At 45.8% G+C, this 23,072-nt stretch carries 23 protein-coding genes; all 23 read right to left on the bottom strand.

Annotated elements, in window-relative coordinates:
- Positions 1-175: 175 nt before the first annotated feature.
- A complete protein-coding gene (locus tag DW917_RS12815) occupies positions 176-367 on the bottom strand; it encodes a hypothetical protein (protein WP_118119312.1) in 192 nt (63 codons plus the stop codon).
- Between the two features lie 129 nt (positions 368-496).
- The gene (locus DW917_RS12810; RefSeq protein ID WP_233524735.1) at positions 497-1,849 is read right to left on the bottom strand and encodes a class I adenylate-forming enzyme family protein; all 1,353 of its coding nucleotides are present in this window, start codon (positions 1,847-1,849) and stop codon (positions 497-499) included.
- On the bottom strand, positions 1,846-2,073 hold the full coding sequence (locus DW917_RS12805) for an acyl carrier protein (RefSeq protein WP_118119320.1): 228 nt from the start codon (positions 2,071-2,073) through the stop codon (positions 1,846-1,848). The genes DW917_RS12810 and DW917_RS12805 overlap by 4 nt, the downstream gene beginning before the upstream one ends.
- Before the next feature lie 98 nt (positions 2,074-2,171).
- The gene (locus DW917_RS12800) at positions 2,172-4,982 is read right to left on the bottom strand and encodes an MMPL family transporter (protein WP_118119310.1); all 2,811 of its coding nucleotides are present in this window, start codon (positions 4,980-4,982) and stop codon (positions 2,172-2,174) included.
- A gap of 52 nt (positions 4,983-5,034) precedes the next feature.
- Complete coding sequence (locus DW917_RS12795; RefSeq protein WP_118119318.1) at positions 5,035-6,159, bottom strand: 1-acyl-sn-glycerol-3-phosphate acyltransferase; 1,125 nt, start codon at positions 6,157-6,159, stop codon at positions 5,035-5,037.
- Between the two features lie 90 nt (positions 6,160-6,249).
- Complete coding sequence (locus DW917_RS12790) at positions 6,250-7,101, bottom strand: alpha/beta hydrolase (RefSeq protein ID WP_118119316.1); 852 nt, start codon at positions 7,099-7,101, stop codon at positions 6,250-6,252.
- 4 nt (positions 7,102-7,105) lie between these two features.
- The gene (locus tag DW917_RS12785) at positions 7,106-8,614 is read right to left on the bottom strand and encodes an NAD(P)/FAD-dependent oxidoreductase (protein WP_118119308.1); all 1,509 of its coding nucleotides are present in this window, start codon (positions 8,612-8,614) and stop codon (positions 7,106-7,108) included.
- A complete protein-coding gene (locus tag DW917_RS12780) occupies positions 8,611-10,122 on the bottom strand; it encodes an NAD(P)/FAD-dependent oxidoreductase (RefSeq protein WP_118119306.1) in 1,512 nt (503 codons plus the stop codon). Before DW917_RS12780 ends, DW917_RS12785 begins: the two co-directional genes overlap by 4 nt.
- A 1-nt stretch (position 10,123) precedes the next feature.
- Positions 10,124-11,641: a glycosyltransferase gene (locus DW917_RS12775; RefSeq protein ID WP_118119304.1), complete on the bottom strand. Its 1,518-nt coding sequence runs from the start codon at positions 11,639-11,641 to the stop codon at positions 10,124-10,126.
- 17 nt (positions 11,642-11,658) lie between these two features.
- Entirely contained in the window at positions 11,659-12,123 is a 465-nt protein-coding gene (locus tag DW917_RS12770; RefSeq protein WP_118119302.1) for a hydroxymyristoyl-ACP dehydratase, read from the bottom strand.
- A gap of 8 nt (positions 12,124-12,131) precedes the next feature.
- Positions 12,132-12,548: a hypothetical protein gene (locus DW917_RS12765; RefSeq protein WP_233524734.1), complete on the bottom strand. Its 417-nt coding sequence runs from the start codon at positions 12,546-12,548 to the stop codon at positions 12,132-12,134.
- A gap of 118 nt (positions 12,549-12,666) precedes the next feature.
- A complete protein-coding gene (locus DW917_RS12760) occupies positions 12,667-13,293 on the bottom strand; it encodes an outer membrane lipoprotein carrier protein LolA (protein ID WP_118119300.1) in 627 nt (208 codons plus the stop codon).
- A gap of 57 nt (positions 13,294-13,350) precedes the next feature.
- Positions 13,351-13,704: an SMR family transporter gene (locus tag DW917_RS12755; protein ID WP_118119298.1), complete on the bottom strand. Its 354-nt coding sequence runs from the start codon at positions 13,702-13,704 to the stop codon at positions 13,351-13,353.
- Positions 13,692-15,566: a beta-ketoacyl-[acyl-carrier-protein] synthase family protein gene (locus DW917_RS12750; RefSeq protein WP_118119296.1), complete on the bottom strand. Its 1,875-nt coding sequence runs from the start codon at positions 15,564-15,566 to the stop codon at positions 13,692-13,694. The genes DW917_RS12755 and DW917_RS12750 overlap by 13 nt, the downstream gene beginning before the upstream one ends.
- On the bottom strand, positions 15,563-15,820 hold the full coding sequence (locus tag DW917_RS12745; protein ID WP_022110663.1) for a phosphopantetheine-binding protein: 258 nt from the start codon (positions 15,818-15,820) through the stop codon (positions 15,563-15,565). The genes DW917_RS12750 and DW917_RS12745 overlap by 4 nt, the downstream gene beginning before the upstream one ends.
- Before the next feature lie 35 nt (positions 15,821-15,855).
- Positions 15,856-17,652, bottom strand: coding sequence for a beta-ketoacyl synthase N-terminal-like domain-containing protein (locus DW917_RS12740; protein ID WP_118119294.1), 1,797 nt, complete (start codon positions 17,650-17,652; stop codon positions 15,856-15,858).
- 75 nt (positions 17,653-17,727) lie between these two features.
- On the bottom strand, positions 17,728-18,144 hold the full coding sequence (locus DW917_RS12735; RefSeq protein ID WP_022110661.1) for a thioesterase family protein: 417 nt from the start codon (positions 18,142-18,144) through the stop codon (positions 17,728-17,730).
- A 12-nt stretch (positions 18,145-18,156) separates the two neighbouring features.
- On the bottom strand, positions 18,157-18,606 hold the full coding sequence (locus DW917_RS12730; protein WP_118119292.1) for a pseudouridylate synthase: 450 nt from the start codon (positions 18,604-18,606) through the stop codon (positions 18,157-18,159).
- A gap of 18 nt (positions 18,607-18,624) precedes the next feature.
- Complete coding sequence (locus tag DW917_RS12725; protein ID WP_370453537.1) at positions 18,625-19,524, bottom strand: lipid A biosynthesis acyltransferase; 900 nt, start codon at positions 19,522-19,524, stop codon at positions 18,625-18,627.
- Positions 19,525-19,555: 31 nt separating this feature from the next.
- Positions 19,556-19,798 carry an acyl carrier protein gene (locus tag DW917_RS12720; protein ID WP_022110658.1) on the bottom strand — a complete coding sequence of 81 codons (243 nt, stop codon included), beginning with the start codon at positions 19,796-19,798 and terminating at the stop codon, positions 19,556-19,558.
- A gap of 27 nt (positions 19,799-19,825) precedes the next feature.
- Positions 19,826-20,953: a methyltransferase gene (locus DW917_RS12715; protein WP_118119290.1), complete on the bottom strand. Its 1,128-nt coding sequence runs from the start codon at positions 20,951-20,953 to the stop codon at positions 19,826-19,828.
- 32 nt (positions 20,954-20,985) lie between these two features.
- Complete coding sequence (locus tag DW917_RS12710; RefSeq protein WP_118119288.1) at positions 20,986-22,215, bottom strand: beta-ketoacyl synthase; 1,230 nt, start codon at positions 22,213-22,215, stop codon at positions 20,986-20,988.
- 21 nt (positions 22,216-22,236) lie between these two features.
- Positions 22,237-22,968, bottom strand: coding sequence for a 3-oxoacyl-ACP reductase FabG (gene fabG, locus DW917_RS12705; protein ID WP_118119286.1), 732 nt, complete (start codon positions 22,966-22,968; stop codon positions 22,237-22,239).
- Positions 22,969-23,072: the final 104 nt, after the last annotated feature.

Raw genomic sequence — 23,072 nt, 5'->3', positions numbered from 1 at the left:
TTCAATCGATTACATAAGAATTAACAGAGTATTGATTTATAAAAGAAATGGAAAATAGGACGTTTCTTTCTACAATTCTATTGCGTTTGCAGCTATTAAAATAAAGCGTATAAAATGAAAGAAGCGTATCATGAATTCCATGATACGCTTCTTGACTGAATATTTTGAAGTATTCTTATCCTTCCAATATGATGTTAGCCACATCCTCCGGTGAATTCCATAGGATTCCATCTTGCAACTCATCGTCGGTAAAGCCGTTGAGGGCTTCTCTGGCTTCCTTTTCGCTGAGAAGCTGAGTTCCGTCCTCGTTCTTTGCATCGAGCAGTGCTTGAAAGATGGCTGCTCTGTATTCTTCGATTGTCATCATAGTCTAATAATATTGGTTATGTTATATTTTATGGTGGCAAAATTAATGTATTTTTTTGAAAACACCAAGCGAATTGTCTGTTTTTTTACGACTTTAATTGCTTTTTTATGATTTGACGAGCAGTCATACCTACTTTCCTGAAAGATATGCCTTCCGGTTTATTTTCCCGTTGAAGGTGCGCTGGATGCTTTCTACTTGCTCATATTGGGTAGGGATTTTATAGGGTTCGAGCTTGTCGCGAAGTGCTAAGGCTATCTCCCGTTTGTTGAACGGATGATCCCCATCGAGCACAACTAATAGTTTCAGAATGGTGCCCAAAACCCGATGGTTGGCAGGAATGCAGATGCAGTCCTTGATAAATGGAAGGCTGAGAGCGGCATCTTCTACTTCATCTGGCGCTACCTTATACCCACCCACATTGATGATGTCGCCATCCCGTCCCTTGAGCCGCAAACGCCCTTGTTCGTCAACTGTTCCCCGGTCGGAGGTGTAGAGGACTCCTTCTTTCATGATAGAGCGGGTCAGGAGTTCATCACCATAGTAACCGCTCATGAGCGTTTTCCCTGTACAGCCGATTTTCCCGTCTTCGCCGATGATGAAACCTGCATGCTTCATCGGTTTGCCTACACAGCCAGCCAAGCATTCGCCGTGCTGGAAATCATAGGTAGAGATGATGCCCGTCTCGGTGGAAGCATACGTGTTGTAAAGGCGGCTCTGGGGCAGGATAAAGCAAAGCTTCTCCATATCGTTCTGAGAGATAGGAGCTGCGCCTGTTTCGATGAATTCTATTCTATCTGCATACAGGGCAAGGCGGTCGGAAGCAAATGTCAACAGCATCCGGATGCTTGCCGGAACCAGGAATGTGGCAAACTTTCCTTCAGTAGGGGAATCCATTGCCTGGAAGAAACGGTTGATGTCTTTCATTCCGTCGATGATGTGCAGGGTGCCGCCTACGAGGATGATGGGATAGACCTTGGAGAGACTTCCGATGTGGCTGAGAGGACCATTGATGATGAAGGTCAGGTCGTGATGAAAGCCTTGTGCTTCTATCAGATTTTCAGCATTGGCGATGATGGTGGAATGGGAAATCATCACTCCCTTCGACTTGCCGGTTGTGCCTGTCGTGAAAAGTATGTCGGCTACTTCTGCTGGAATGTCGGCTTCTTCTGTCTTGTTCATATTTTCAGAAAACTGCGTTTCCTGTTCCAGCGGAACTGCCACGTTTCCTGAGCGATGAATGGCAAAATATGTTACGAGGCATTCTATCGTAGGGGAAGCAACGAAAGGAATCGCCTGTCCCTTGCTATGAAACGAATCGGCTGTATCGGTTACACGGTTCCACAGTTGCCGATAAGTGCATGATTCTTCTCCACAGATGATTGCCACCTTGTCGGGAAATAATGCTGCGTCTTTCTCCAGATAGTCCTCTAAAGTCAACAGATGATCCTCTGATGTCAGCATATAGTCCTCTGATGTCTTCATACGCTTGCCTGTTTTTTCTTTTCTACCATTGCCACAAGGCTGTCTAAGTTGCGGAAATTCCGAGGTGTTACGTCTGATGATTCCAGTTTTATCTGGTATTCGTCTGAAAGGAGCATCAGGATGGTGGTAATGCCTAAGGAATCCAGTTCATTGAACAGGAAATCTGAATCTAAATCTACCAGTGGTAGGGCTTCTTCCAGGATTTTTCTAATATTCTCTTTCATATTGATTTTCATTTTTATACATATTGATTTTAGTTCATCTTAAATCTCATTCATGGGATCTTGATTTTTATTCATGAGATCTTGATTCTTATTTATAATCACATTTGACGGCTGATTTCTGCTTGGTTGATGATTTCTACATTTTCAACGATTCCTTCCATGCTGAATTTCATCAGTCTGCATTTGTCAGGATCTGCTTCTACGGCAATCACTTTTGTTTCCGGGTGGAGCAGGGCAAAGAGGAGCACTTTCTCTCCATAGCCGGCAGACGGGATGATGACTGGCAGGGAAGTATCCTGCTGTTCCATCCACGCCTGATAATCACGGTTGCGCCTGAGATTTCGCTTGACGGTGCTGAAAACTTCCACACCCTTGTAGCGGTAGCGGTCGAGAACCAGGTCGTGATAATAGGCAACTCCCTCTTTCCTGCGGCGGAAAAGCATCTGTAAGGAAAGAGGGCGAACCCGGTATTCTCCCTTGTGCTTCACCAGCCAGTTGAAGATAAGCGGCGGGAAAATATAGGCCATCAGAAGCACGGAGAACATGCCTGCGATGGTGACTTCTGCCAATGAACGGAGTGCCGGATGGCGGGCTACTATCAGCGTGCCGATGCCGATAAACATGATGAGGGCTGAAATGATGATGGAATGCTTGTAGGAGGCAAGCATCTTGCGCCGGTAAGCATATTCGTACATGGCTCCCTCTGTCATGAAGATGGTGTAGTCGTCGCCCTGACCGAAGATGAAGGTGGCGAGGATGATGTTCACGATGTTGAACTGCATGTGGAAGATGGCCATCAGTCCCAATATCCACAGCCAACTGATAGCCATCGGGATGAACGAGAGGACTGCTAACTCGATACTTCCCATAGACAACCAGAGGAAGAAGAATACGATGAATCCGCAGGCAAATCCGATGTAGTTGAAATCGTCTGACAGATGGTTGGCAATGGCGCTGTTCATGCTCTTCACATCAAAACTGAAGCTATGTTGTGCTTGCAGACAATCCTCCACCTTCTCTACATCCTTTTCTTTGGCAGAGAGGATGTTGATGACGTGGTATTTGCCGTTGAGACTGTCGGTACTGATGTTGGAGGCAAATGCGGATTGCAGCAGAGGTTTGAAATGCTGAATGTCCTGCGGCTGGTAATCCTGGTGGAGAATGCGCTCGAAATCTGCGAAACAACCATCGGCAAATCCTTCTTCTGTCATATAAGGTTTGATGCCGGAAGTGAGGAGATGCTGGTGTTTATCGAGGAATTTCTGCCAGAGTTGCAGGCGCCGTGCCTGTTCTTTCTTCGATGTGATAAACTGGTTGCAGGAGGAGTAGTCCTGTATAGTCTTCTGGTCGGAAAGTTCCTGCAGAGTTCCCTGCAAGGAGAGGCTTTTGTCGAGTGCTCCGTCCAAAGTGGAGTCGGAAGACAGGGCATAGACTTTCTGGATTCCGTCTTCCTGTTTCATCATTTTGGCGAAATATTCCATGTCTGCCTTCTGTTCCGGAGTCATATAATTAATGTGTGCCATATTGGTGTCAAACTCCGTCTGCAGACTGAAATATCCGAAGATGATGGTCAGGATGAGCACAATGGTAACGAAGATCGGTTTCTTTTCGAGCGAGATGTTGCTCCACTTGTCAAGGAATGTATGCTTTGCCTCCCCTGTTGTCTTAGAAAGATGGGGAAGATAGATGAGCACGAATACGATGGTGCCGACGAGCAGGAGAGAACTGAACAGTCCCAGGTCTCTTAAGGCCACGGATTTGAGTGGAACTAATGCCAGGAAAGCACCTACCGTAGTCACGTTGCCCACCAGGAGGGGCATGACGATTTCTTTCAGCGCCTTCCGCTTGTCGGGTGTATGAGCAAGGTGGGCGATGAAATGAAGAGGGTAGTTGACTGCAATACCCAAGATGATGGATGAAATGCCGATGACGATGACCGAAACCTGATTGTGGAAGAGAGCTAACCCGCCGATGGCAAAGAGCCAGCCCCATCCGATGGAAAGGGCTATGAGCAAAAGGTTTCTCCTGCTTCTGAAGGAGAAGAAGAGCAGGGCAAGAATCAGTACGACAGCAATACTTACAGAAAGAATGCTGTCGGTTTTGATCTGATGGGCATTGGTGACGGCAATAACGGGTCCGCCTATGATGTGGATTTCTATGTTCGGCTGCGACTGGCTGGCTTCCCGGGCACAGTCTTTTAGCATTTGGGTAAGGCGGGCATTATTCTCAGTCTCACTTGCCCCGTAGGGAGAATCCATCATCACAATGGCCTTCTTCATGTCGGGAGAGAAGATATAGCCATCGTACATTTCATATTTCAGACTGGATTCGGAATGCTGCAATTTCTGCAGGATGGGAGTGAAGAGGTTCAGCGGGTCGCGCTGAATGTTATCAGACAGAATGCCGCCGGTAGGGAAGAGGAGCATTTGTTTGTCTGCTTTCAACTGGTGGGGAATGTAATCGGGCTGACTGAGCAGACTGTCCATTCTCTGATAGTCTGCATCTGTCAGAAAATAAGGAATGTTCTGATAGACGAAATCTGTTATCTGGTTCATCTTTTCCAAATCCACTTGTGCCATCAGATTTCTGATGACGTGGGCAGAGTCTGCTTTCTCCACATTCTCTATGAAAGCGTCTATGGTATGGGTCAGTATTTCCGGATCATCAGACTGCGCAGCATTCCTGTATTGGAAGATGGCGAAAATCTTGCTGGCTCCCGAAATGTTCTGATAGACCTTCATGGCATTCTGGTGCTCGCTATCTATCGGAAGAAAGTCGGCAATATCTTCCTTGTAGTTCAGTCTGGTAACTGCCAGGAGGAGTATGAGCGTGATTGCTACGGATGAGCAGATGCCACTCAGCCGATGCGTCTTGAGATAATCGTATATTTTCAGAATCAGTTCTGTCATTTTCTTATTTCTTATTTTTCTGCTTCTTACTTATTGTTTCTTCTACTTCTGCTTACTTGTTGTTTACAGGGTTGGCGTAAATGCCTAAATAAATATCTTTCAGCATTTCGATGTCGCAAGTATCATAATGTTCCAATTCTCTGACGTGTGCCAAGAATTCTTCCTTCTGTTGCGGGGTATAGAAATCCTGGTATTTTCTGGTGCCGTACCGCAGGTCGTAAGCGATGTAATTGTTGGGATACAGGCGATAGGCCTTGTTGATGCGCTCGTCCAGCAGACGGGCTACAGCCTTGTGATATTCGTTGCTCGTAAGCTGTTCCAGTTTCATCAGTTCCATGCGGGAAATCGGTTCGCAGATTTCTATGTGTACCCTACCTTTGGGTTGGGAGATACCCGTCAGAATACTGTTCAGATCTTCGCCCGGTTTTTTGGTGTATTTGGCAAACTGGCTTTCGTAGAGTTCGAGCGTTTTCAGAATATCGCATGATTCCCATTCGTAGGAAACGGCTACAGGTACGATGTGCAACTGGTCTATTGCCTTGATTTTATCATCCGGGCAAGACATGCAGAACATCTTGATGATGCCCTGGTCTGTCGTGTCGTTTCCATCCTTGGTCCTGCCGTTTCGCTGGGCAATCCAGATGGACTGTCCTTTCTCCTGAATCACGAAGCGGATGTAATCGGACAGGTGTCTGGAACTGCGATAGAATTCTTTCAGACTTCCGCCCGGGCGTTCTACCTTAAACATCTTGTTGCATTTGCCAATATCGATAATCAACTGGTTGGACATCAGATTGGCACCAAAGGTAATCTCTGTGGTATCGAAGCCGTGATTGAGCAGGAAATATTGGAGAAGACTGGAGTCTAACATGATGTCTCGATGATTGGAAACATAGAGATAATGCCCTTCAGGACTCAGTTTGTCGAGTCCTGAGCAGGAAAATTCCGTGATGCTGTTTTCTATCACCTGCTGGTTGACTTTACTCATCGTGTCCTGTTGAAATTCCCTAACCGTCTTGTAGTTGGCTATGCGTTGACGGATTTCCTTGACCGATTCTTCCGGATAGACGTATGCAGAAAGAATCGGAAATGATGAACTGTGGGCGATGCGCTGCATGGCCTCAAGAAATTCATCGGGATTGTATGGGCGAATATCGTCAAAATCTGTTATGTTCATATTGGAATCTTTTTTTGTTCTTTCATTCTTGGAATCCTTGATTTTTTTCATTCTTGGAATCCTTGAATCAGGAAAAGTCTAATGCTGTAATTATTGGGTCTGAAGTTTTCTGATCCAAACTAAAAACTCTTTCTTCCATTGCCGACATTCGGGCGAACCCTTTGTGTCGGAGGCTCCAAATCCATGTCCTCCCGTCTTGTATTGGATGTATTGATGGGGAATGTGATGGATAGTCAGGGCGGAATCGAGCAATTCTGAGTTCTGGTATTTTACGATAGGATCATCCTTGCAGTTTACCAGAAACACGGGTGGACAACTGGCTGAAATATGGCGCTCAACAGACAGGGAGTCTCGAAGCAGTCTGCTGTTTTTGCGGTTGTCGCCCAACAAGGCTCTGCGCGACCGCTTGTGAACGTATTTTCCGTTCATGGTAACGACCGGATAGATGGGGGCTACAAATGTTAGGGGGAGTTGACGCAGGGTAACTCCCGACAGGACAAGGTGACCGCCTGCAGAAAAGCCCATCGCTCCAATGCTGTCGGAGCAGACTCCGTATTCCCTTGCGTGTTCCTTAATATATAAGGTGGCTTGGGTCAGGTCGTCCAATGCATCAGGGTATCGGACTCCTCTGAATAGATGGCGGTAATGCAGGAAGAAGGCCATGAACCCGGCAGTACGGTAATGGAGCACGAATGCAGAGATTCCGTTGTTCTGCAACCATTTGCCCACTTCGTGTCCTTCGCCATTCATATCGTGCCAGAGGTAACTTCCTCCAGGACATACGATGACAGCCATCTTGCTGCCACCTTTTGCCAGATATGCAGTCATTTCCACATTCTTTCTGCATGCTGTGCCTTGCCAGATGTTGACTTTCTCCTGTGCCTTCAGTATCTGGAGACATAGGAGGACGAACCCTATTATGATCATCAGTCTTTGCTTCATCGGTTTAATTCTCATTCTTTCCGATTTCATTTATTTTATGGAGTATGGAATTTCTTCCTAAAATAGCCTCGGCGGTATTGATAGCCGTCAGGGGAACGCCGCAGAAACCATGAAGGTTGTTGTTCTGACCTGTCAGCAACAGGTTATCCACCTTGGTAACCACGGGGACCTGCGATAATGCGATGTTTTTATAGTCCTTGCTGAATCCGCTCAGCGCTCCGTCTTTCACTCCATAAAAGTCGCGAATGGTCAATGGAGAAGCCGTGATGATTCTGTCGATACATGCTCCGAACCCCGGGTGAATTTCCTCGATATGAGAGAGGAGCTGTTGTGCTTTCTGGGCTTTCCAAGTTTCGTATTCCTCGCCCCGATGCCCCACGGTGGTCTGTTCCCATTTCTTCACTTCATCATAGAGCATAGGTGCGGTGATGAGGACTTTTGAACTGTATTTGCCCTGGTTCTCGTCTGGCGGAGTCATCAACAGGAAGCCTAAAGGCCAGGTGTCGTGCTGCTCGCCGAATTTCCATATTTCATCGTATCGGGTCATGTAATATTCCGAATGATTGATGTATGGGAAGCAGTCGGGCTTCAGTTTGATATAGACGGAAAACGCTGAATAGGAATTTGGAATCTGATTCAGGCGCTCTCTATAAGCCTTTGGGAAAGCTTTTTCGGGCATCCGTTTCAAGAGGGTGCAAGGGTGAATGGCTGAGATGAAGTAGTCGCCCTGAAAGATTTCTCCCTGCCGGGTTCTTACGTACTCCACATGACGGTTGTTGACTTCCACCCATTCTACTTCTGTATGGGTGAGCACCTTTCCTCCTGCCTGTTCGATTACAGAAACAAGCAGTTGGGCAAAATGTTGACTTCCTCCCACAAACCGGCTGGTGCCTTGGATGTAGAGGGTGGAGATGATGGCGTGGACAAAGGCTGGAGTCTCGTCCTGTCGGCCTCCATAAAGCGGATTCATGTAGGAAACGATGCTCCGGAGTTTGGGATTCTGAATATATTTTGCTACAAAAGCATCTGCTGCCATCAGAAACTCATCGGTATGAACCTGAAGGTAATCGGTCGTAGGACGGAGATGAAACAGGTCGATGGAGTCGCTAATGGCAAATATGGCATCTACATAGCGTTGCAGATTTTCCCGTTCTTCCGGGAAATAAGCGGATAAAGAGTTGATGAAACCTTCTTTTCCTTTCTGGAGCTGATAGGTCTGCTGGTCTTCTGCAAAGTAAAGACTGTCTGTACAGTCTGCATCTACATCTTTGATTTTCACCTGGTCCAGGATGCCCAAGTATTCGCAGATGCGGTAGATGTTTCCGCCAGGTTGCATTCCGCCTATGACGTGCATTCCTGTATCAAAGGATTCACCGAAGCGATGGAAACTCTGGAGTCCACCACCAGCCGTAGCGTTCTTTTCGAGCACAGTAACCCGTAAGCCTTCCTTGGCAAGGATGGCTCCAGTAAACAGTCCTCCCAAACCTCCTCCTATGATGATAGCCGTCTTCATTCGTTACATTTTTTTATCTGTTCGTAAATGTTCCTGGCAGTCAGAAACTCCGAGCAAGTTACGATGGTTCCTACCAGGACTCCCAACATTCCGTGGGAGTTGATGTTTTGTCCTGTCTGAAATACATTAGGCACTTTGGTGCGTTGGGGCACCCTGTATGCAGCTCCCTTCGTGATGTCTTTGGCAATACCATACATGGCTCCGTCCTCTGTTCCCGTATAGTCGAGATAGGTGAGTGGGGTGGCAGTATAGTATTCCGCAATATGATCTCTGAGTCCAGGGAAATGAGTCTCCACAACGTCCAGCAGTTTTTCTGCTTTCTGGCGCTTGAAAGTTTCATATTCCTCTCCTCTCTTTCCTACGGAAGAACCTTTCCAGCGGGCCACTTCTTCCATCTTCATATAGGAGAGAATAACTCCTGATGAAGCGTAGGTTGTTGGTGTGGAGTCTGCACAGAAATGCATGTACAGAAATCCCTTGGGCCAGGATGCTTCCGAGTAATTTTCACAATTCCATGGCGTATTGCCCTGATAACCATAGTAATTGTAGTTGAGGTAGGGCACTTCTTTCTCCTTGAACCGCAGGAAAACAGAGAAGCAGCCTACTGTTTGTGGAATGCTGTTGATGCGGTTTCTGTAGGCAGGCCGTATCAGTTTGGTGTCGAGCATTTCTAAGGTGCGTTTGGGGTGCGCATCTGAAATCACGTAGTCGCAAGGGAAGAATACGGTTTTCTTTTCCTTTTTGTTCCAGACCTCTATTCCCGTTGCCTGTTTGTCGTCGCAGACGATGTGTCTTGCCTGATGGAGAGTAAGTATTTCTCCTCCGTATCTCTGGAGCGTATTGGCAAGTGCTTGGGCTACAGAATCGCTTCCTCCCTTTATGCGGTAAGCACTCTGGTTGTAGAAATCCATGATGAAGGCATGGGTAGAGAAGGGAGTCTTGTCTTTCTCTGCTGCATAGAGGGGGAGATTGCCCACCAGTACTTTCGCCAGGGTAGGGTCGGTAATCAGTTCGTCAATTACCTCGTTGATGGAGCGCAGCTGGTATTCTGTGTTGATGACGGAATCTGATTCTGCATCTTTCAGAGCGTGCAGGGAAGAAGCCTGGGCGATTTTTTCCACCAGATTGTAATATCTGATGAGATTCTCATGCTGGTCTGGAAAGTATTCAGTCATCTGCTGGATGAAATTCTCTCTGCCATTGGCAAACTTGTATTTCTTGCCAGCCAAGGCTACCACATCATAACCGGAAGGATCCAGTTGGGAAAGTTGCACATCCCTGTCTATCTCCAGATAGCGCATCAGTTTGGACAGAGTCTGACCTTCTGCAGCACTTCCGATAAAGTGCATTCCGGTTTCAAACTTTGCACCATGGCGATAGAAGCATTGCAAGCAACCGCCTATTTGCTGCGATTGCTCCAACAGCGTAACGTGATAACCATTCTTGGCTAAAATCACGCCACATGACAGACCTCCCAGTCCACTTCCTATAATAATAACTCTTTTCAATTCAGACTCTTTTTTCTATTTCGTTTGCGATTTCTTCGTATCTCTCCTTATATTGTTTGCGCAATGTGGAGGCTTGTTTTCTCAATTCTCCCATGGCTTGCAATTCCTTCCTGCTTATCGGATTTCCCACTTCGATATAGAAGATACCCTTGCGCAGATGGTAGGTTTTCTTAGGGAGAATTTTGCCTGGTCCATAAAGGTACATAGGCAATATTTCCAATCCGAGTTCCTGCGACAGATAGAATGCTCCCTGATGGAATCTGCCTATACGACAGTCCTTGGAACGGGTTCCTTCGGGATAAACGGCAATACTGTAACCCCGATCTGTCAGCGAACGGAGTTGCGGCATCAGCGGTTCCAGACCCTCTATTACGGGAAGATATTCTGCATGACGAATCAGGAAGCCATAAGTAGGATTGTTCCAAACCCATTGGTTTGTCAGAAACACAATCTTGGGTGTAAAGACCAGTTGGCACATCAGATCCAAATGCGACTGGTGGTTGCAGATAATGATGCGGGGCTTATCAAAATCGAATCTTACCGGTTCTTTTCCCTTGATGATCATTCCGCCGACTTTTCTGATGAATTTAGTGCCGGGGATGCCGTGATGAATCATCACAAATCTGGCTGCATGATAGATCAGTTCATGGAGCCGAACCTGTTTCTTTTCGGTCATCCTTCCGATTTTGATGTAGAGCCAGGCTAAGGGCGTGATGATGACCATCATAAAGAAGAGGAAGAACAACAGGGAATAAGCCGTTCTCAGAAATGTTGCCATCTTGCGGTAAAGACGGCAAGGCAGACCATAGATAATTGCCAACACACACAATAGGGTGTTGAGGAGGCTGATGCGAGCGAAATCCATGCCTGGTAGGAAATGGCTTATCCGTTCTTTGCGTGGCGGATAATATACCTGGATAGGGATGGAAACAATCTCCGTTCCGTGCCAGGAGGCGAAAACCAAGAGTTCCAATTCGGCTTCGTATCTGTTGGTGAGCAGGGATAAGCCGTGGAGCTTGTGCAGAGGATAGAGGCGATAACCGGTCTGTGTATCTTCCAATCGTTTGCCAGTTTGTACGAAGAACCAGAAGTTGGAGAATTGATTGGCAAAATCACTTCCCTTGGAACGTTCAACCCCTTGGAGTGGTCTTGCTCCAATGATGAGAGCACCCGGATGTTCTTGATTGGCTTTCAGAAAGAGCGGAATATCTTCAGGCTTATGCTGACCATCCGCATCTAATGTAATGGCGTAGGCAAATCCCATGGACAAGGCTTTTCTGAAACCTTGTTGGAGAGCGTAGCCCTTACCTCGGTTTTGAGAATAAGCGACAACAGTAATGTTGTCAATCTCCCCAATGATCTGAGCAGTACTGTCTGTACAGCCATCATTGACGACAATGACATCATCACAAAAGCAGAGCGTCTCCTTCACTACTTCCCCAATGGTTTTCTCATTATTGAAAGTAGGGATGATCACGCAGATTCCTCTTGCTCTTAAAAGTCTTTTCTCATTTCTCATTTGTCATTTCTCATTTGTCATTTGTTTCTGCACGTGAAAGAGATTTTAGCTTTTGTCTCTTCATCGGAAGCAACGATGATTTGTGCTTTAACCTCTTGGGAATCTTCTGAAGTTTCAATTTTCTTGAAGGTATAAGAGATTTCCTTTTCTTTAAGAGGAGAAATAACAGAGAGGAATTTCACGTTTTTGACGTGGGTAATCTCCAAAGATTCCTGGAGAAGTTCAGCTAACAATTCCTTTCCGATTTGTAGAATGCAGACTCCCGGCGTAACAGGTTCGCCAGGGAAATGAGCCTGATAGATGAAATGCTCAGGGTTGAGGCGAAGGCGAAAGGAAGTATTGCTTCTGCTCGAAAGAACTTCTTGGCATTTCTGCTGTAAGCCTGCTGCTTCCTTTTGCTGCAAGCCTGCTGCTTCCTTCTGCTGTAAGTTTCCCTGTTTGTCTGCTTCGACAATTGTATAAAGATGATTTTTCAGTTGCATCGTCCTGTTTATTTTTGTTTTTTATCCACTTTTTCCTCCAATTCCTCTTTTTCTTCCAATTCCTCTTTTTCCTCCATTCTTTCTTTATCCTCCATATTCTCTTTATCCTCCATTGTTTCTTCCATTTCTGTGAATTGATAATGGATTTTGTATTTTTTATTATCGTATATGGAAATGCCATTTTGAAGGTTTTTGATAACCTGGGAGAGATCTTGCTTGAGCAGGCGTTTGATGTACCATTTGTCAAGCAACTGGATGACATTTTCCAGTTTCACTTTTCCTGTGACCGGCTGGTAGGTAAAGTCGAGAACTGAGATTCCAAATTCATTGAAAATGCTTCCCTTGTAGCCGTCCTTATCTCTTATCAGTATGCAAATTCCGCTCAGATAACCTTTCTTCATCTCAATCGACGCATTATATTTCATCTTGCTCCCGATACTGTCGGGTAAAGGATGCTGGTCTGCGATGTCTTGGGCTGAAATGGGTAGGAGGGGAAATAGGGAAAAGAGTCCCAGAAGACTCATAGAAAAGAGTCCACAAAGACTAATTGACTTGAAAAACTTTCGTATTGATGGCAGCATTGGTCTTGATATTTTTCAGTTCAATAATCGTTCTGTCTCCCTTTTTCTCTATGAGTTCCACCCGGGTAACCACAGATCTTGTTTTATGAAAATGGAGTATGATTTTTTGAAACAGCATTTTCATCTGTTTCTGTTGAGGATAGAGCGTGGCGATGTATTCAGAAGAAGAACCGGTAAGTACTACTTTGAAATCCCTCTTGTCGTTGAGGCAATTTCCCACGACGCTATTCATCATGATGCGGGCTATTTCCTTGAACATCTTGCTTTGGTTCACGTTGATCACATCGCTCCGCTTATTTTGCCGGATGAGAACTTTGGAACCGTTGATTACAAATGTATAAGCATAAGGAGAGGTGTATTCCCATCTGAGTCTGTTGCCCTGCTGGTAATACATCTTGCCCCGCGAAACCATTTTCTCATTGAGCATTCTGAGATGCTTGGTCTGTACGAAATCGCATTGCATCGACTTCATGCGGGAAGCAACAGCGCCTATCTGCTGCCTGACTTGTGCCTCGTTCACCTTCTGCTGGGCAGAGATGGAAGAAAGGCATAAGCTGATAAACATGATTAAAAACAATAACTTTTTCATCTTGAATATCTATTATTCGTTTAATCTATTTTGCGATGAACCCATACTGATGAGGCATCATTTTGCGATGAGGCAACAACCTATCATGATGAACCCAATACCTAACCATTTCCAGACCGACACTTGTTCATGAAAGAACAGGATGGCTGCCAACATTCCGAAGATGTATGTGATGCTCACCATCGGGTAAGCAACGCTGAGCGGGAAATGTTTTACAATATGCATCCATAGGAGAGAGGCTGCGCCGAAGAAAAGTCCACAGCAGGCAAACTGCCAGTTGAGCAGGAGACTTAGCCAGAAATCTCTTGTCCAACCGAAGGGATGCATTTTCTGTAGGGCAAACTTCAGACATACCTGTCCTGCCGCTAAAAGCATGCTCTGCGTGATAGCTAAAAATATTACTCGCCACATGATAATACCATCGCTATAGAATGGATGGAAGGCAAGACTTTTTCTCCACTCTGTGTTCTTAACTGGTTTAATAGCGGGGTGCTTTCATCATGGCAGCCCACCAAAACCGTTTTTGCTTTTCCACTTGCTAATAGCATTTTCGCATCACGGATGGCCCAGTCAAGAGAATCTTCGCCCTGCGTATAGGTGATGTTGTAACCATGACAATGGGTCTTGATCGCAATATTGCTGCCTATGGTGTTGTGGGTACTCTGCATGAAATAAGTAGGTTTGAGCATTTCTTCCCCTTCTTCTTTCAGTTGGACAAGCAATTTCTCACTATTTTCCAAACATCCATAAGTTGTACCCGTGATGATGGCATCCGGGGTGGCTATTCCTGCTTTTTCCAAAGCCTCTAAAGAGGAGAGTAATGAACTTTTCATGATCTTGCCCATTCTCCTGGCTTCTAATGGCTTTACATATTTGCGGATGTCGGACAAATCCTCTTCTGAGTTAATCTCTACAGTTGAAAGAATACGGATGTTGCTGGCAGTCTGCTGAGGCTCCCTTTCTGATCGTTGAGGCTTTCCTTCTGTCTGTATTGCTTCCCCTTCAGTCTGTGTTGCTTCCTCTTCTGTCGGATGAGTAGAAAAAATGAGCGAACTGTCATTTCCGCCAAATCCAAAGGAATTGCAGAGTACATTTTCCAGCCTTACGTTTTCGATGCCTGTGCAAGGAATAATACCGTTTTCCATCTGTTTTTCCCAACCGAGATTGGCAGGGATGAAATGATGCTGCATGGCAAGCAGACAGATGATCGCCTCTATGCTTCCCGAGGCGCTGGTAGTATGTCCGGTAAATGATTTTGTACTTGAAATCCAAGGCATCTTTTTGCCAAATAACCGTTTGAGAGATTCGGATTCGCTCTGGTCATTATTGGGAGTTCCTGTACCATGTGCATTTACATATTGGATGTCCTCCGGTTCTATGTGTGCCATATTCAAGGCTTCTTTCATCGCCAAGAAAGCTCCTTCTCCATTCTCAGACGAAGCGGTCTGGTGGTATGCATCGCAGGCATTGCCATAACCAGTAAGGTAAGCATGGGGTGTTTTCCCTTGATGGCGGGCTGCAGATTCTGATTCCAAGACAACGAATGCAGCGCCTTCTCCCAAGTTCAGTCCTGCGCGGGTTGCATCAAATGGGCGGCAGCGTTTCTTGTCGAGAATCATCAGGGAATTGAAACCGTTGAGATGGAAGCGGGAAAGTGCTTCCGAACCTCCGGCAACAACGATGTCTGCTTCACCGGTTTCTAATAGTTTGGCTCCCAACATGATGGCGTTGGCGGCAGAAGAACAGGCTGTAGAGATGGTGGTCAATTCATCAAATCCACTTTGTCCTGTTGCCGATTCATTTCTGAAATAATCAGCAATCTTCTGTGTGCAGTTGCCTCCATCGTGGTGGTTGAGAAAAGCCAGTTCTTCCACCTTTGTTTCCTGCTGTGACTGAAATTGCTCGTAGAGTGGGTTGAAACTCTGTTCGGTAAGGTCCATTCCGCCAACCGTCGTTCCCGAAACGAGGACGATCTTCTTGTTGGAAGCAGAGACAGAAGAAAGGTCGATTCCAGCATCCTCCAGGGCTTGCCGGATGGCAAGGATTCCCATGAGTTCTGTGCGGCTCATCAGTTGTTTTTCTGGAATGCCGAGCCGTTTTTTCATTTGCTCATTAGACAAAGCGACCTCTCCTACAGGCAGTTCGTGATGAACCGACTGTAGAAATTGCATCTCTTTGATTCCCGACTTATGGGCGAGCAGAGACTGCAACACTTCCTCTTTATTGGTGCCGATGGCAGAAATAATGCCTTCGCCTGTGATAGCAATATTCATTTCTTTCTGTTCTTGCTCACATAGTCTGCAATCGTGGCAATACTTTTGAAAATAGCCTTACCTTCAGCAGGGTTAGCCAACTTGATTCCATATTTTTTATCCAGCAAGACGATGAGTTCCAGCGCATCAATCGAGTCCAGTCCCAGTCCGTCTCCAAAGAGCGCATCGTTCTCATCAATATCTTCAGGAGTCATTTCCTCGAGGTTTAATGCCTCTATGATTTCCTCCTTGAGTTCTTTAATCAATTCTTCCATACGATTTTATTTATATGATTTTAATATTTTATTTCTCATTTGTAATTTCTCATTTTCTTGATCTTCAGATCCGCTTCGAAATGCCTTTCGTCTTCATAATCAATCCAACCTGTCAGGAAACTCTTGCTTTGAGCGTCCCGACAGGAAGCTTGTAGGATTTCCTCCATCATCCTTTCGTCTTTATCGGGCAGGATGAAGAAGGAGGTTTCACCATGAAAGTGATTCCTGATGGCAATCTCGCCCGTTACGATGTTGGGCAACGTATAGACGAAGATGGATGGACTTGGGAAATAATTGTCTTTATCGTTTATTGATTCCTTATAGTTCCTGTCATAGGCGATGGAAGAGGAATGGTTGAAAAAGATGATTGCCCTTTCCTCCAGTAGCCTTTCCCCTTCCTCTTCTCTCCTTTCTACGTCCGTATCTCCCTTTTCTGCATTCAACAGGATTTCAGAAGCCACAAATCCCAGGCGGCTGAGTCCATCCATTTTGTAGAATTTCGGATAGTTGCCTATCTTCTGTTTGTAGAGGGATGTCAGGAGAGAATGATGTTCCTGTCCTTCCTGTTCCTCCAGTTTCTTCTTTCCTTCCCAAAGTTTCCGTTGGTCCAATATCACCTCTTCGGGCGTAATCCTTATCGTGTGAGTGGTCGTGAATTCACGATTCTGTTGTTCAATTTGCGATAAAGCGATATTCTCTCTTTCTGGGTTTTTGGCTGCCCATATTGTAGCATTACAACCTCCGAATCCAGACAACATCTTGATGAAGCCTTTCTTGTCTGTCGGTCGGTTTTCAGCACAGATATTCATTTTCCCGGAAACTCCCAGTTCAGAAAAACCTCTGGTTCCCAAAATCGTATCATCATCAATTGCTTTCATGCTGATGATGGTTTCGAGAATGCCGGCAGCTCCCATCGTATGCCCCCAGAAACTTTTGTAGGCATTGGCGGGCAGATCTGACAGTCCTGCTCTTCCGATGGCAACAGATTCCATCTGGTCATTGAAAAGCGTGGCTGTACCATGAGCATTGATGAAAGCCAGATGCTCTTTCATGTCTATCTGTTTGCAAGTGGATGAAATCTCTTTCGTGAAGGATTCCAAAGTTCTTTGGAGGGACAGATACAGACCATCTGCAGTTTTGGAGGGGGTGCTGATATGGAAAGCGTCATTTCTGATGAAACCATCCCCCATTCGCCAGGAATTTCCCTGGATAGGATTTTTGCTCAGAATAAGGGTAGCAGCAGCTTCGCCTAAATTGAGTCCCATCCGTTCCATGTCAAATGGGCGACAAGGTTCTGGGGAAAGCGCTTTCAAGGATTGAAAACCGGACAAGATGAATTGCCGGGGCGTATCGCAACCACATACGATGGCAGCATCATACAGGCCTGAATCTATCAGTCTGTTGCCCAAAATCAAGGCAGATAGTCCGGAAATACAAGCATTACAAACGACAATAGGTTGGGAGTCTATTCCCAACTGGTTAGCTATTCTTTGCGCAGAATCAGCCAAGGAAATATTTTCCTCAATATTTCCTTTCGTAGAACTGAGAATAAAAGCTGTGCGCTTTCCTTTCAGTTCAAGTCGCGCATTCCCCATGGTCTTTTGCGCATTCTCAATATTCTTTTGCGCATTAGCAATGGCTTTTTGTGCAGATTTTAGGGTCAAAGTCTCGAAGTCTTCGAATAGCAGAGAGGCGTAGAATCCTTCTGGAATATTGCATGTTCCAGGCTCATAAGCACGGATGCCCGACCTGCCAGATTTTACTGACAGGTAATTTTCCTCGGATGTTTCCCCTAATGGAGAAATAATATTATCTGCTATAATGTAAGCCATGATTCAACCTCATTTGTCATTTCTCATTTTATCGTCTTTCTCATTTGTCATTTGTCATTTCTCACTTCTCATTTCTCATTTAGTATGTTTCTCTTTCCATTCTTGATAGAAGGGCGGATTGTCCCAAACGAGCTGGTAATTCAAATCCATGAAAACCTGTACGGAATGACCTGTTGCGATAAGAGAATTGTCTTCCTGATCGTGGATTTCGTAATCGAACACAATCTTTGCCGCTTCAGTAGGGCGATAGATGATGTCGATGCGTGGACGCATTCCATATCTGATAGGCTTCTTATAGTGAAAACTGAGTTCTACGATAGGAGCAAAATAGCCATGATCGAAGAAAGTCATGTATTCCAGCCCGTATTTCTTGCCGAAAGCCTCGCGGGCATCCTCGAAATAGAGCGGGTAGGAACCATGCCAAACTACGTTCATCGAATCGACTTCGCTGAAACGTATTTCAAATTCTTTGGATTCTTTCAGTTCTTTCATCTTTCTTTCTTTTTACTCTTTAACGGCAATTTTCATTTCAGTCGTTACGTAAACCTGATTTCTCCAGGAAACGGTTGCCTCTGCTAAGGTCATTCCGAAGACTTCTTCTTTCACTTCTACACGGGTGGTGAGGATTTCCCCCACAGGTGGAAGCTGTAGAATGTCCATATTGCGTATGGCCCCGATAAAACCAATCTGGATTCCTTTCTTATGAATATAGTTGTAATATCCAATCCGTGCAGCACAAGTCTGTGCAATATTCTCTATCAGGCCAGATGCAGAAAGGTGTCCATTCTCAACAAAGATATCGTCGTTCCTGATTTCTGTCTCTGCAAGTGTGACGGTTTTATCGCAATAGACGAGCCGGTCTATCATGACAAACGGCTCTTGTTGAGGCAGAAGCTCGTGTATATCTATTTGGCTGAGTTCCAATCCTTCCGGATTATCTATATCTGAATTCATGTCTTTATCTTGATTACATCATGCGATGGATGGTTCAGCATTCTTATCTGCCCAGAAATCGTAAAAGTTGTACCATTGGTCTGGATATTGTCGTACAAGACGTTCCAGCTCTTCTGCATATTTCTTGGCAAGTTGCTCCATCTTTTGTTTCCGGGATGCCTGCTTGTCATAGGCGAGGGGAACCACAAAGATCTTGTACTTCTTTCTGGAAATACGAATCACGTTGATGGCTAAAACTTCCAGGTTGCGCATCGTAGCAACTGCGAATGGACCCGATGGGAAATGAGCCGTCTTGCCTAAAAACTCTGTTGGAATGGTTTTCGAGGAACCCATCACCCGGTCGGCAGGCATACTGACAATCTCCTGGTTGACCAGAGCCTCGTTGATTTTGAACAGATGGCTCATGTCCTCTTTTACAGGAATCATCGTGATATTGTGTTCAGAAAACTGTTCCTGTCTTCCCTCCATAATCCTGTCTTTTTCGCCTCCATATACAAGTGCGTTGTAGCGTTTTCCAGGCGGAGTCAGAGAATAGCCAGCCACCTCATAACAGCCGATGTGTGAACTGAACATCAGGAAACCATCGTCTTGGCGAGCCAGCTCTCTCAGATATTCGGCACCCTCCTGCTCAATATCAAACCTTTTGCCGGCAAACATGGCAAACCGGTCTATCACAACCGTGGCAAACAGGCAATGGTTGAGGTAAGTGTGCCATGCAGAGCTCCATCTGCCCCAACCGATACGGTTTCGGAAAAACCGGTAAGCATGGCTGCGGCTGTGGTTGGTATTTAGCAGTAAACAGACGGGCATGATCATCGTCCATGCGAAAACATAGATGAAACGCTCGTCCACGAACCTGAGCATGTTGATGAGTTGGCGATGCATCCAGGCATTACCGAAAGTCGTATTCTTCTTCACATCAAATGATCCTTGTTTATCACTTCCCCTTTTATCCCACTTTACTCTCGATATAATCACAGAACTGGGTGAGGGTAGTAACCCCTTGCATTTCTTCCGGTTTGATCTTGAATCCGAAGTTCTTCTCCACGATTACCACAATATCTACGAAGTCAAGGCTGTCTATGCCTAAGTCATCCTTCAATTTAGCTTCAGGAGCAATTTTTTCTTCATCAATCTCCAAATCCTCAATGAGGAAGTTTCTTACTTTTTCTTCTATTTCTTTTCTTTCCATGTGATAGTTCGAATTTTATATGAATGTTTACTTTCTTGTTTTTACTTCCAGTATCGAATGGCCGTGACCTATTCCGTCGTGGATGGCTACTACTTTGAGTCCGGCACGTTCTATCTGTCTGATCATGTCGTCGGAATGATACATCTTACTGTTTCCATTCGCCATGACCGTGAAATAGACACTTGTCATGGTCAGGCAGAGCGATGCAGTCTCGTATTTCTGCCGGTCCCAGAAAGTCTCCATGATGTATAAGGTCGTATCCTCCGACATCACTTGGCTCACTCTTGACAGAATGCTGTATATTTCTTCCTCCGAAAAGCAGTCTAAGAACTGGCTCATCCAGATAGCATCCCAGTTGTCGCCCTGTTCTGCAGGAGCCATCTCTTTCAGGGTAGGGAACTGGTTTTCTGTTTTCAGAATATCCGTAGGAAAACCATGGATTCTGTCAGCTCCCTTTTTTCCCTCAATATTCTTCTTCATCATTCCTATCTGTCCGGGCAGATCAACGATGGTGACATTTACCTGTGGGTTGCCATCCACACAACGGAGCGCAAATTCCCCTGTATTTCCACCCACATCCATCAGATGTTTCGTATCTTTGGAGAAAACGATTTCCAGCGCCTTGTCGAAAGAATGGTCACTATAGAAGTGATCGAAATTGAGCCAGCTCTCCAGTACCTGCGGAGAAAGCTGAGATAATCCCTCGTAGATGGTAGGCCAGTTGCCTAAAGTCTTCAGCCCGGCAGGTTTCCCGGTCTCCAAGGCTTCATCCAGATAAAACAATCCCTGGTAATTCACATCATGATTGAAGTCGATATTTACCCGGGTAGCAGCATCCGTGAGCAGAAACCACCCCGTCTTCGAAATCGTATAGCGGTCAGAATCCTTGTCTATCAGTATGATACCAGCACTAAGCGAAGCTTCCAGCAAAATCTTGAGCGCATACTGGGAGAGGCGGGTTTTCCCTTCCAGTTCTTCCAGGGTCAGTCCGTCATGACTGTTTCTGATTTCCTCCAGAATACCCCATTTCAGCATGAGTCTGGAAACCTGGAAGATGACGGGTCCCCATGCGATGAATTCTGCTTGTCGCTGAGCTTCACGGGCAGATAACTGCTCCTGTGAATAGCGGTCGCTTTCTGACTTGAATAGATTCATAATGATTGCTTATTTTTTCTTTTCAGAAATAGTTATTCCTTGAATTTTCTGATGACCAGAGCCGAGTTGGTTCCTCCGAAACCGAAACTGTTGCTCAGTACGGTATTGATTTCCGTATCTACCGTCTTTGTCGCAATATTGAGTTTTTCGGAATATTCGTCTGGATTTTCAAAGTTCACGTTAGGAGCCACGAAATTGTTCTGCATCATCAGCGTACTGTAAACGATCTCCGAAGCTCCCGCCATCCAGCATTCGTGCCCGGTCATTCCCTTGGTAGAAGAAATCAGCGCATGTCTGCCGTTGAACATTCTGTCGAGGGCGATTGCTTCATACATATCGCCTTGTCGTGTACTGGTGGCATGAGCGTTGATGTAGTCAATATCCTCTTCCGTCACGTTGGCAGATTTCAGCGCACGGCTCATGGCGACGACACTACCCTCGTCTGATGGCTGACTGATTCCCCCACCATTGCTGGAGAAACCATATCCCACCACTTCCGCAAGAATGTTGGCGCCTCGTGCTTTGGCGTGCTCGTAATCCTCCAGTACCAGAGAGGCAGCTCCACCACTTGGAATGAGTCCATCGCGGTCTCGGTCGAAAGGACGGCTTGCCTTGGCAGGTTCGTCCATGCGGATAGAGAAGGCGCTGAGCGCATCAAAGGAAGCCATGGAGTAATAATTGGTTTCCTGCGCACCGCCACAGAGCACCATCTCCTGCAAGCCCTGTTTGATCATCATATATCCCAAACCGATGGAATGACTTCCGCTGGCACATGCCGAGCTGACCGTGAAGTTGATTCCCCGGAGATGGAAGATGGTACTGAGATTCATGTTGACGGTAGAGTTCATCGACTGGAAGATGATGCCATATCCGAGCATGGCAGAATCATGTTTCTCATCCATGATTTTGGCAGCTTCGATGACGGGTTTGGCAGAAGAATCGTTGCCGAAAATACATCCCACCTCATTTTCCCGGAGATACTCATCCGAAATCTCGGCTTGCTGAAAAGCCTGAACACTTGCCATATAGGCATATTTAGCCTCTTCAGACATTCCGGCACGCGTATGGCGGTCGAGCATTTGTTTGGTAATGACAGGTTCCTCCACTATACCGGTCAAAGCCGAACGGTAGCCGTATTCCAATCGTTCCGGTTGGATTCCGATGCCCGATTTTCCTGCGTATAATGATTCCTTGACCGTATCCAGATCTGTGCCAAGGCAAGACCAGATACCCATTCCTGTAATGACAACTCTTCTTTCCATTTATCTTGTAGTATATATATATTATGTGTAGAGACCCCCATTGATGTTGATGACTTCTCCTGTGATGTATGCCGCTTCGTCAGAGGCAAGGAAATCAACTAAGGCAGCCACTTCTTCTGCCTTGCCAAATCTTCTTGCAGGAATCATCTTTTTCAGTTCATCTTCAGGCAACTCCTTTGTCATGTCTGTAGCGATGAATCCCGGAGCCACAGCATTCACCGTGATGTTGCGGGGCGCCACCTCCTGTGCCAGCGCCTTGGTAGAACCGATGAGTGCAGCCTTCGCAGCACTATAGTTTACCTGTCCAGCCATTCCCTTGATACCTGAGAGCGAAGCCATATTGATGATACGACCGCCATGTCTGCGGGGCATCATGTGTTTCAAGAGTCTGCGGGTGATATAGAAGAACCCGTTGAGGTTGGTGTCGAGAACATCGTGCCAGTCATCGTTGGACATCATGAACATGACATTATCCCTTCTGATACCAGCATTATTTACCAGTATGGAGATCCACTCATCAGGATGTGCAGATTCCCATTGGTCTATGGCAGCCTCTATCTGTTGAGGCTGAGACGCATCAAAGGGCAGGAGTTCAGCATAGCCGCCCTCTTGTTCAATTTCCCGTTTTACCTGTTCCGCCGCCTCATGGTTGTTCAAGTAATTGATAATCGTGCAGAAGCCCCGTTTGGCAAGTCGTAAAGCCACGGCTTTTCCAATACCTCTTGACGCTCCTGTAACTAAAGCATATTTCATCTTTTCCGTTATTCAGTTGATATTTAAATGTGCTATTTCCTGAGAAAAGAGCACATAGTTGTTTGCAAATTTAGATAAAATTTCTGAATTATAAGCCAGTATAA

The sequence above is a fragment of the Prevotella sp. AM42-24 genome, from assembly GCF_003461825.1.
GTDB lineage: Bacteria > Bacteroidota > Bacteroidia > Bacteroidales > Bacteroidaceae > Prevotella > Prevotella hominis.
Note: the sequence above shows the minus strand (reverse complement) of the source record. Positions and strands in the feature narration are given on the sequence as shown.

Bases quoted from the DNA above. Each gene is read 5' to 3' on its own strand.
- DW917_RS12815 (WP_118119312.1), bottom strand. From the start codon at position 367: ATGATGACAATCGAAGAATACAGAGCAGCCATCTTTCAAGCACTGCTC.
- DW917_RS12810 (WP_233524735.1), bottom strand. From the start codon at position 1,849: ATGAAGACATCAGAGGACTATATGCTGACATCAGAGGATCATCTGTTG.
- DW917_RS12805 (WP_118119320.1), bottom strand. From the start codon at position 2,073: ATGAAAGAGAATATTAGAAAAATCCTGGAAGAAGCCCTACCACTGGTA.
- DW917_RS12800 (WP_118119310.1), bottom strand. From the start codon at position 4,982: ATGACAGAACTGATTCTGAAAATATACGATTATCTCAAGACGCATCGG.
- DW917_RS12795 (WP_118119318.1), bottom strand. From the start codon at position 6,159: ATGAACATAACAGATTTTGACGATATTCGCCCATACAATCCCGATGAA.
- DW917_RS12790 (WP_118119316.1), bottom strand. From the start codon at position 7,101: ATGAAGCAAAGACTGATGATCATAATAGGGTTCGTCCTCCTATGTCTC.
- DW917_RS12785 (WP_118119308.1), bottom strand. From the start codon at position 8,614: ATGAAGACGGCTATCATCATAGGAGGAGGTTTGGGAGGACTGTTTACT.
- DW917_RS12775 (WP_118119304.1), bottom strand. From the start codon at position 11,641: ATGAGAAATGAGAAAAGACTTTTAAGAGCAAGAGGAATCTGCGTGATC.
- DW917_RS12770 (WP_118119302.1), bottom strand. From the start codon at position 12,123: ATGCAACTGAAAAATCATCTTTATACAATTGTCGAAGCAGACAAACAG.
- DW917_RS12765 (WP_233524734.1), bottom strand. From the start codon at position 12,548: ATGAAATATAATGCGTCGATTGAGATGAAGAAAGGTTATCTGAGCGGA.
- DW917_RS12760 (WP_118119300.1), bottom strand. From the start codon at position 13,293: ATGAAAAAGTTATTGTTTTTAATCATGTTTATCAGCTTATGCCTTTCT.
- DW917_RS12755 (WP_118119298.1), bottom strand. From the start codon at position 13,704: ATGTGGCGAGTAATATTTTTAGCTATCACGCAGAGCATGCTTTTAGCG.
- DW917_RS12750 (WP_118119296.1), bottom strand. From the start codon at position 15,566: ATGAATATTGCTATCACAGGCGAAGGCATTATTTCTGCCATCGGCACC.
- DW917_RS12745 (WP_022110663.1), bottom strand. From the start codon at position 15,820: ATGGAAGAATTGATTAAAGAACTCAAGGAGGAAATCATAGAGGCATTA.
- DW917_RS12740 (WP_118119294.1), bottom strand. From the start codon at position 17,652: ATGGCTTACATTATAGCAGATAATATTATTTCTCCATTAGGGGAAACA.
- DW917_RS12735 (WP_022110661.1), bottom strand. From the start codon at position 18,144: ATGAAAGAACTGAAAGAATCCAAAGAATTTGAAATACGTTTCAGCGAA.
- DW917_RS12730 (WP_118119292.1), bottom strand. From the start codon at position 18,606: ATGAATTCAGATATAGATAATCCGGAAGGATTGGAACTCAGCCAAATA.
- DW917_RS12720 (WP_022110658.1), bottom strand. From the start codon at position 19,798: ATGGAAAGAAAAGAAATAGAAGAAAAAGTAAGAAACTTCCTCATTGAG.
- DW917_RS12715 (WP_118119290.1), bottom strand. From the start codon at position 20,953: ATGAATCTATTCAAGTCAGAAAGCGACCGCTATTCACAGGAGCAGTTA.
- DW917_RS12710 (WP_118119288.1), bottom strand. From the start codon at position 22,215: ATGGAAAGAAGAGTTGTCATTACAGGAATGGGTATCTGGTCTTGCCTT.
- fabG (WP_118119286.1), bottom strand. From the start codon at position 22,968: ATGAAATATGCTTTAGTTACAGGAGCGTCAAGAGGTATTGGAAAAGCC.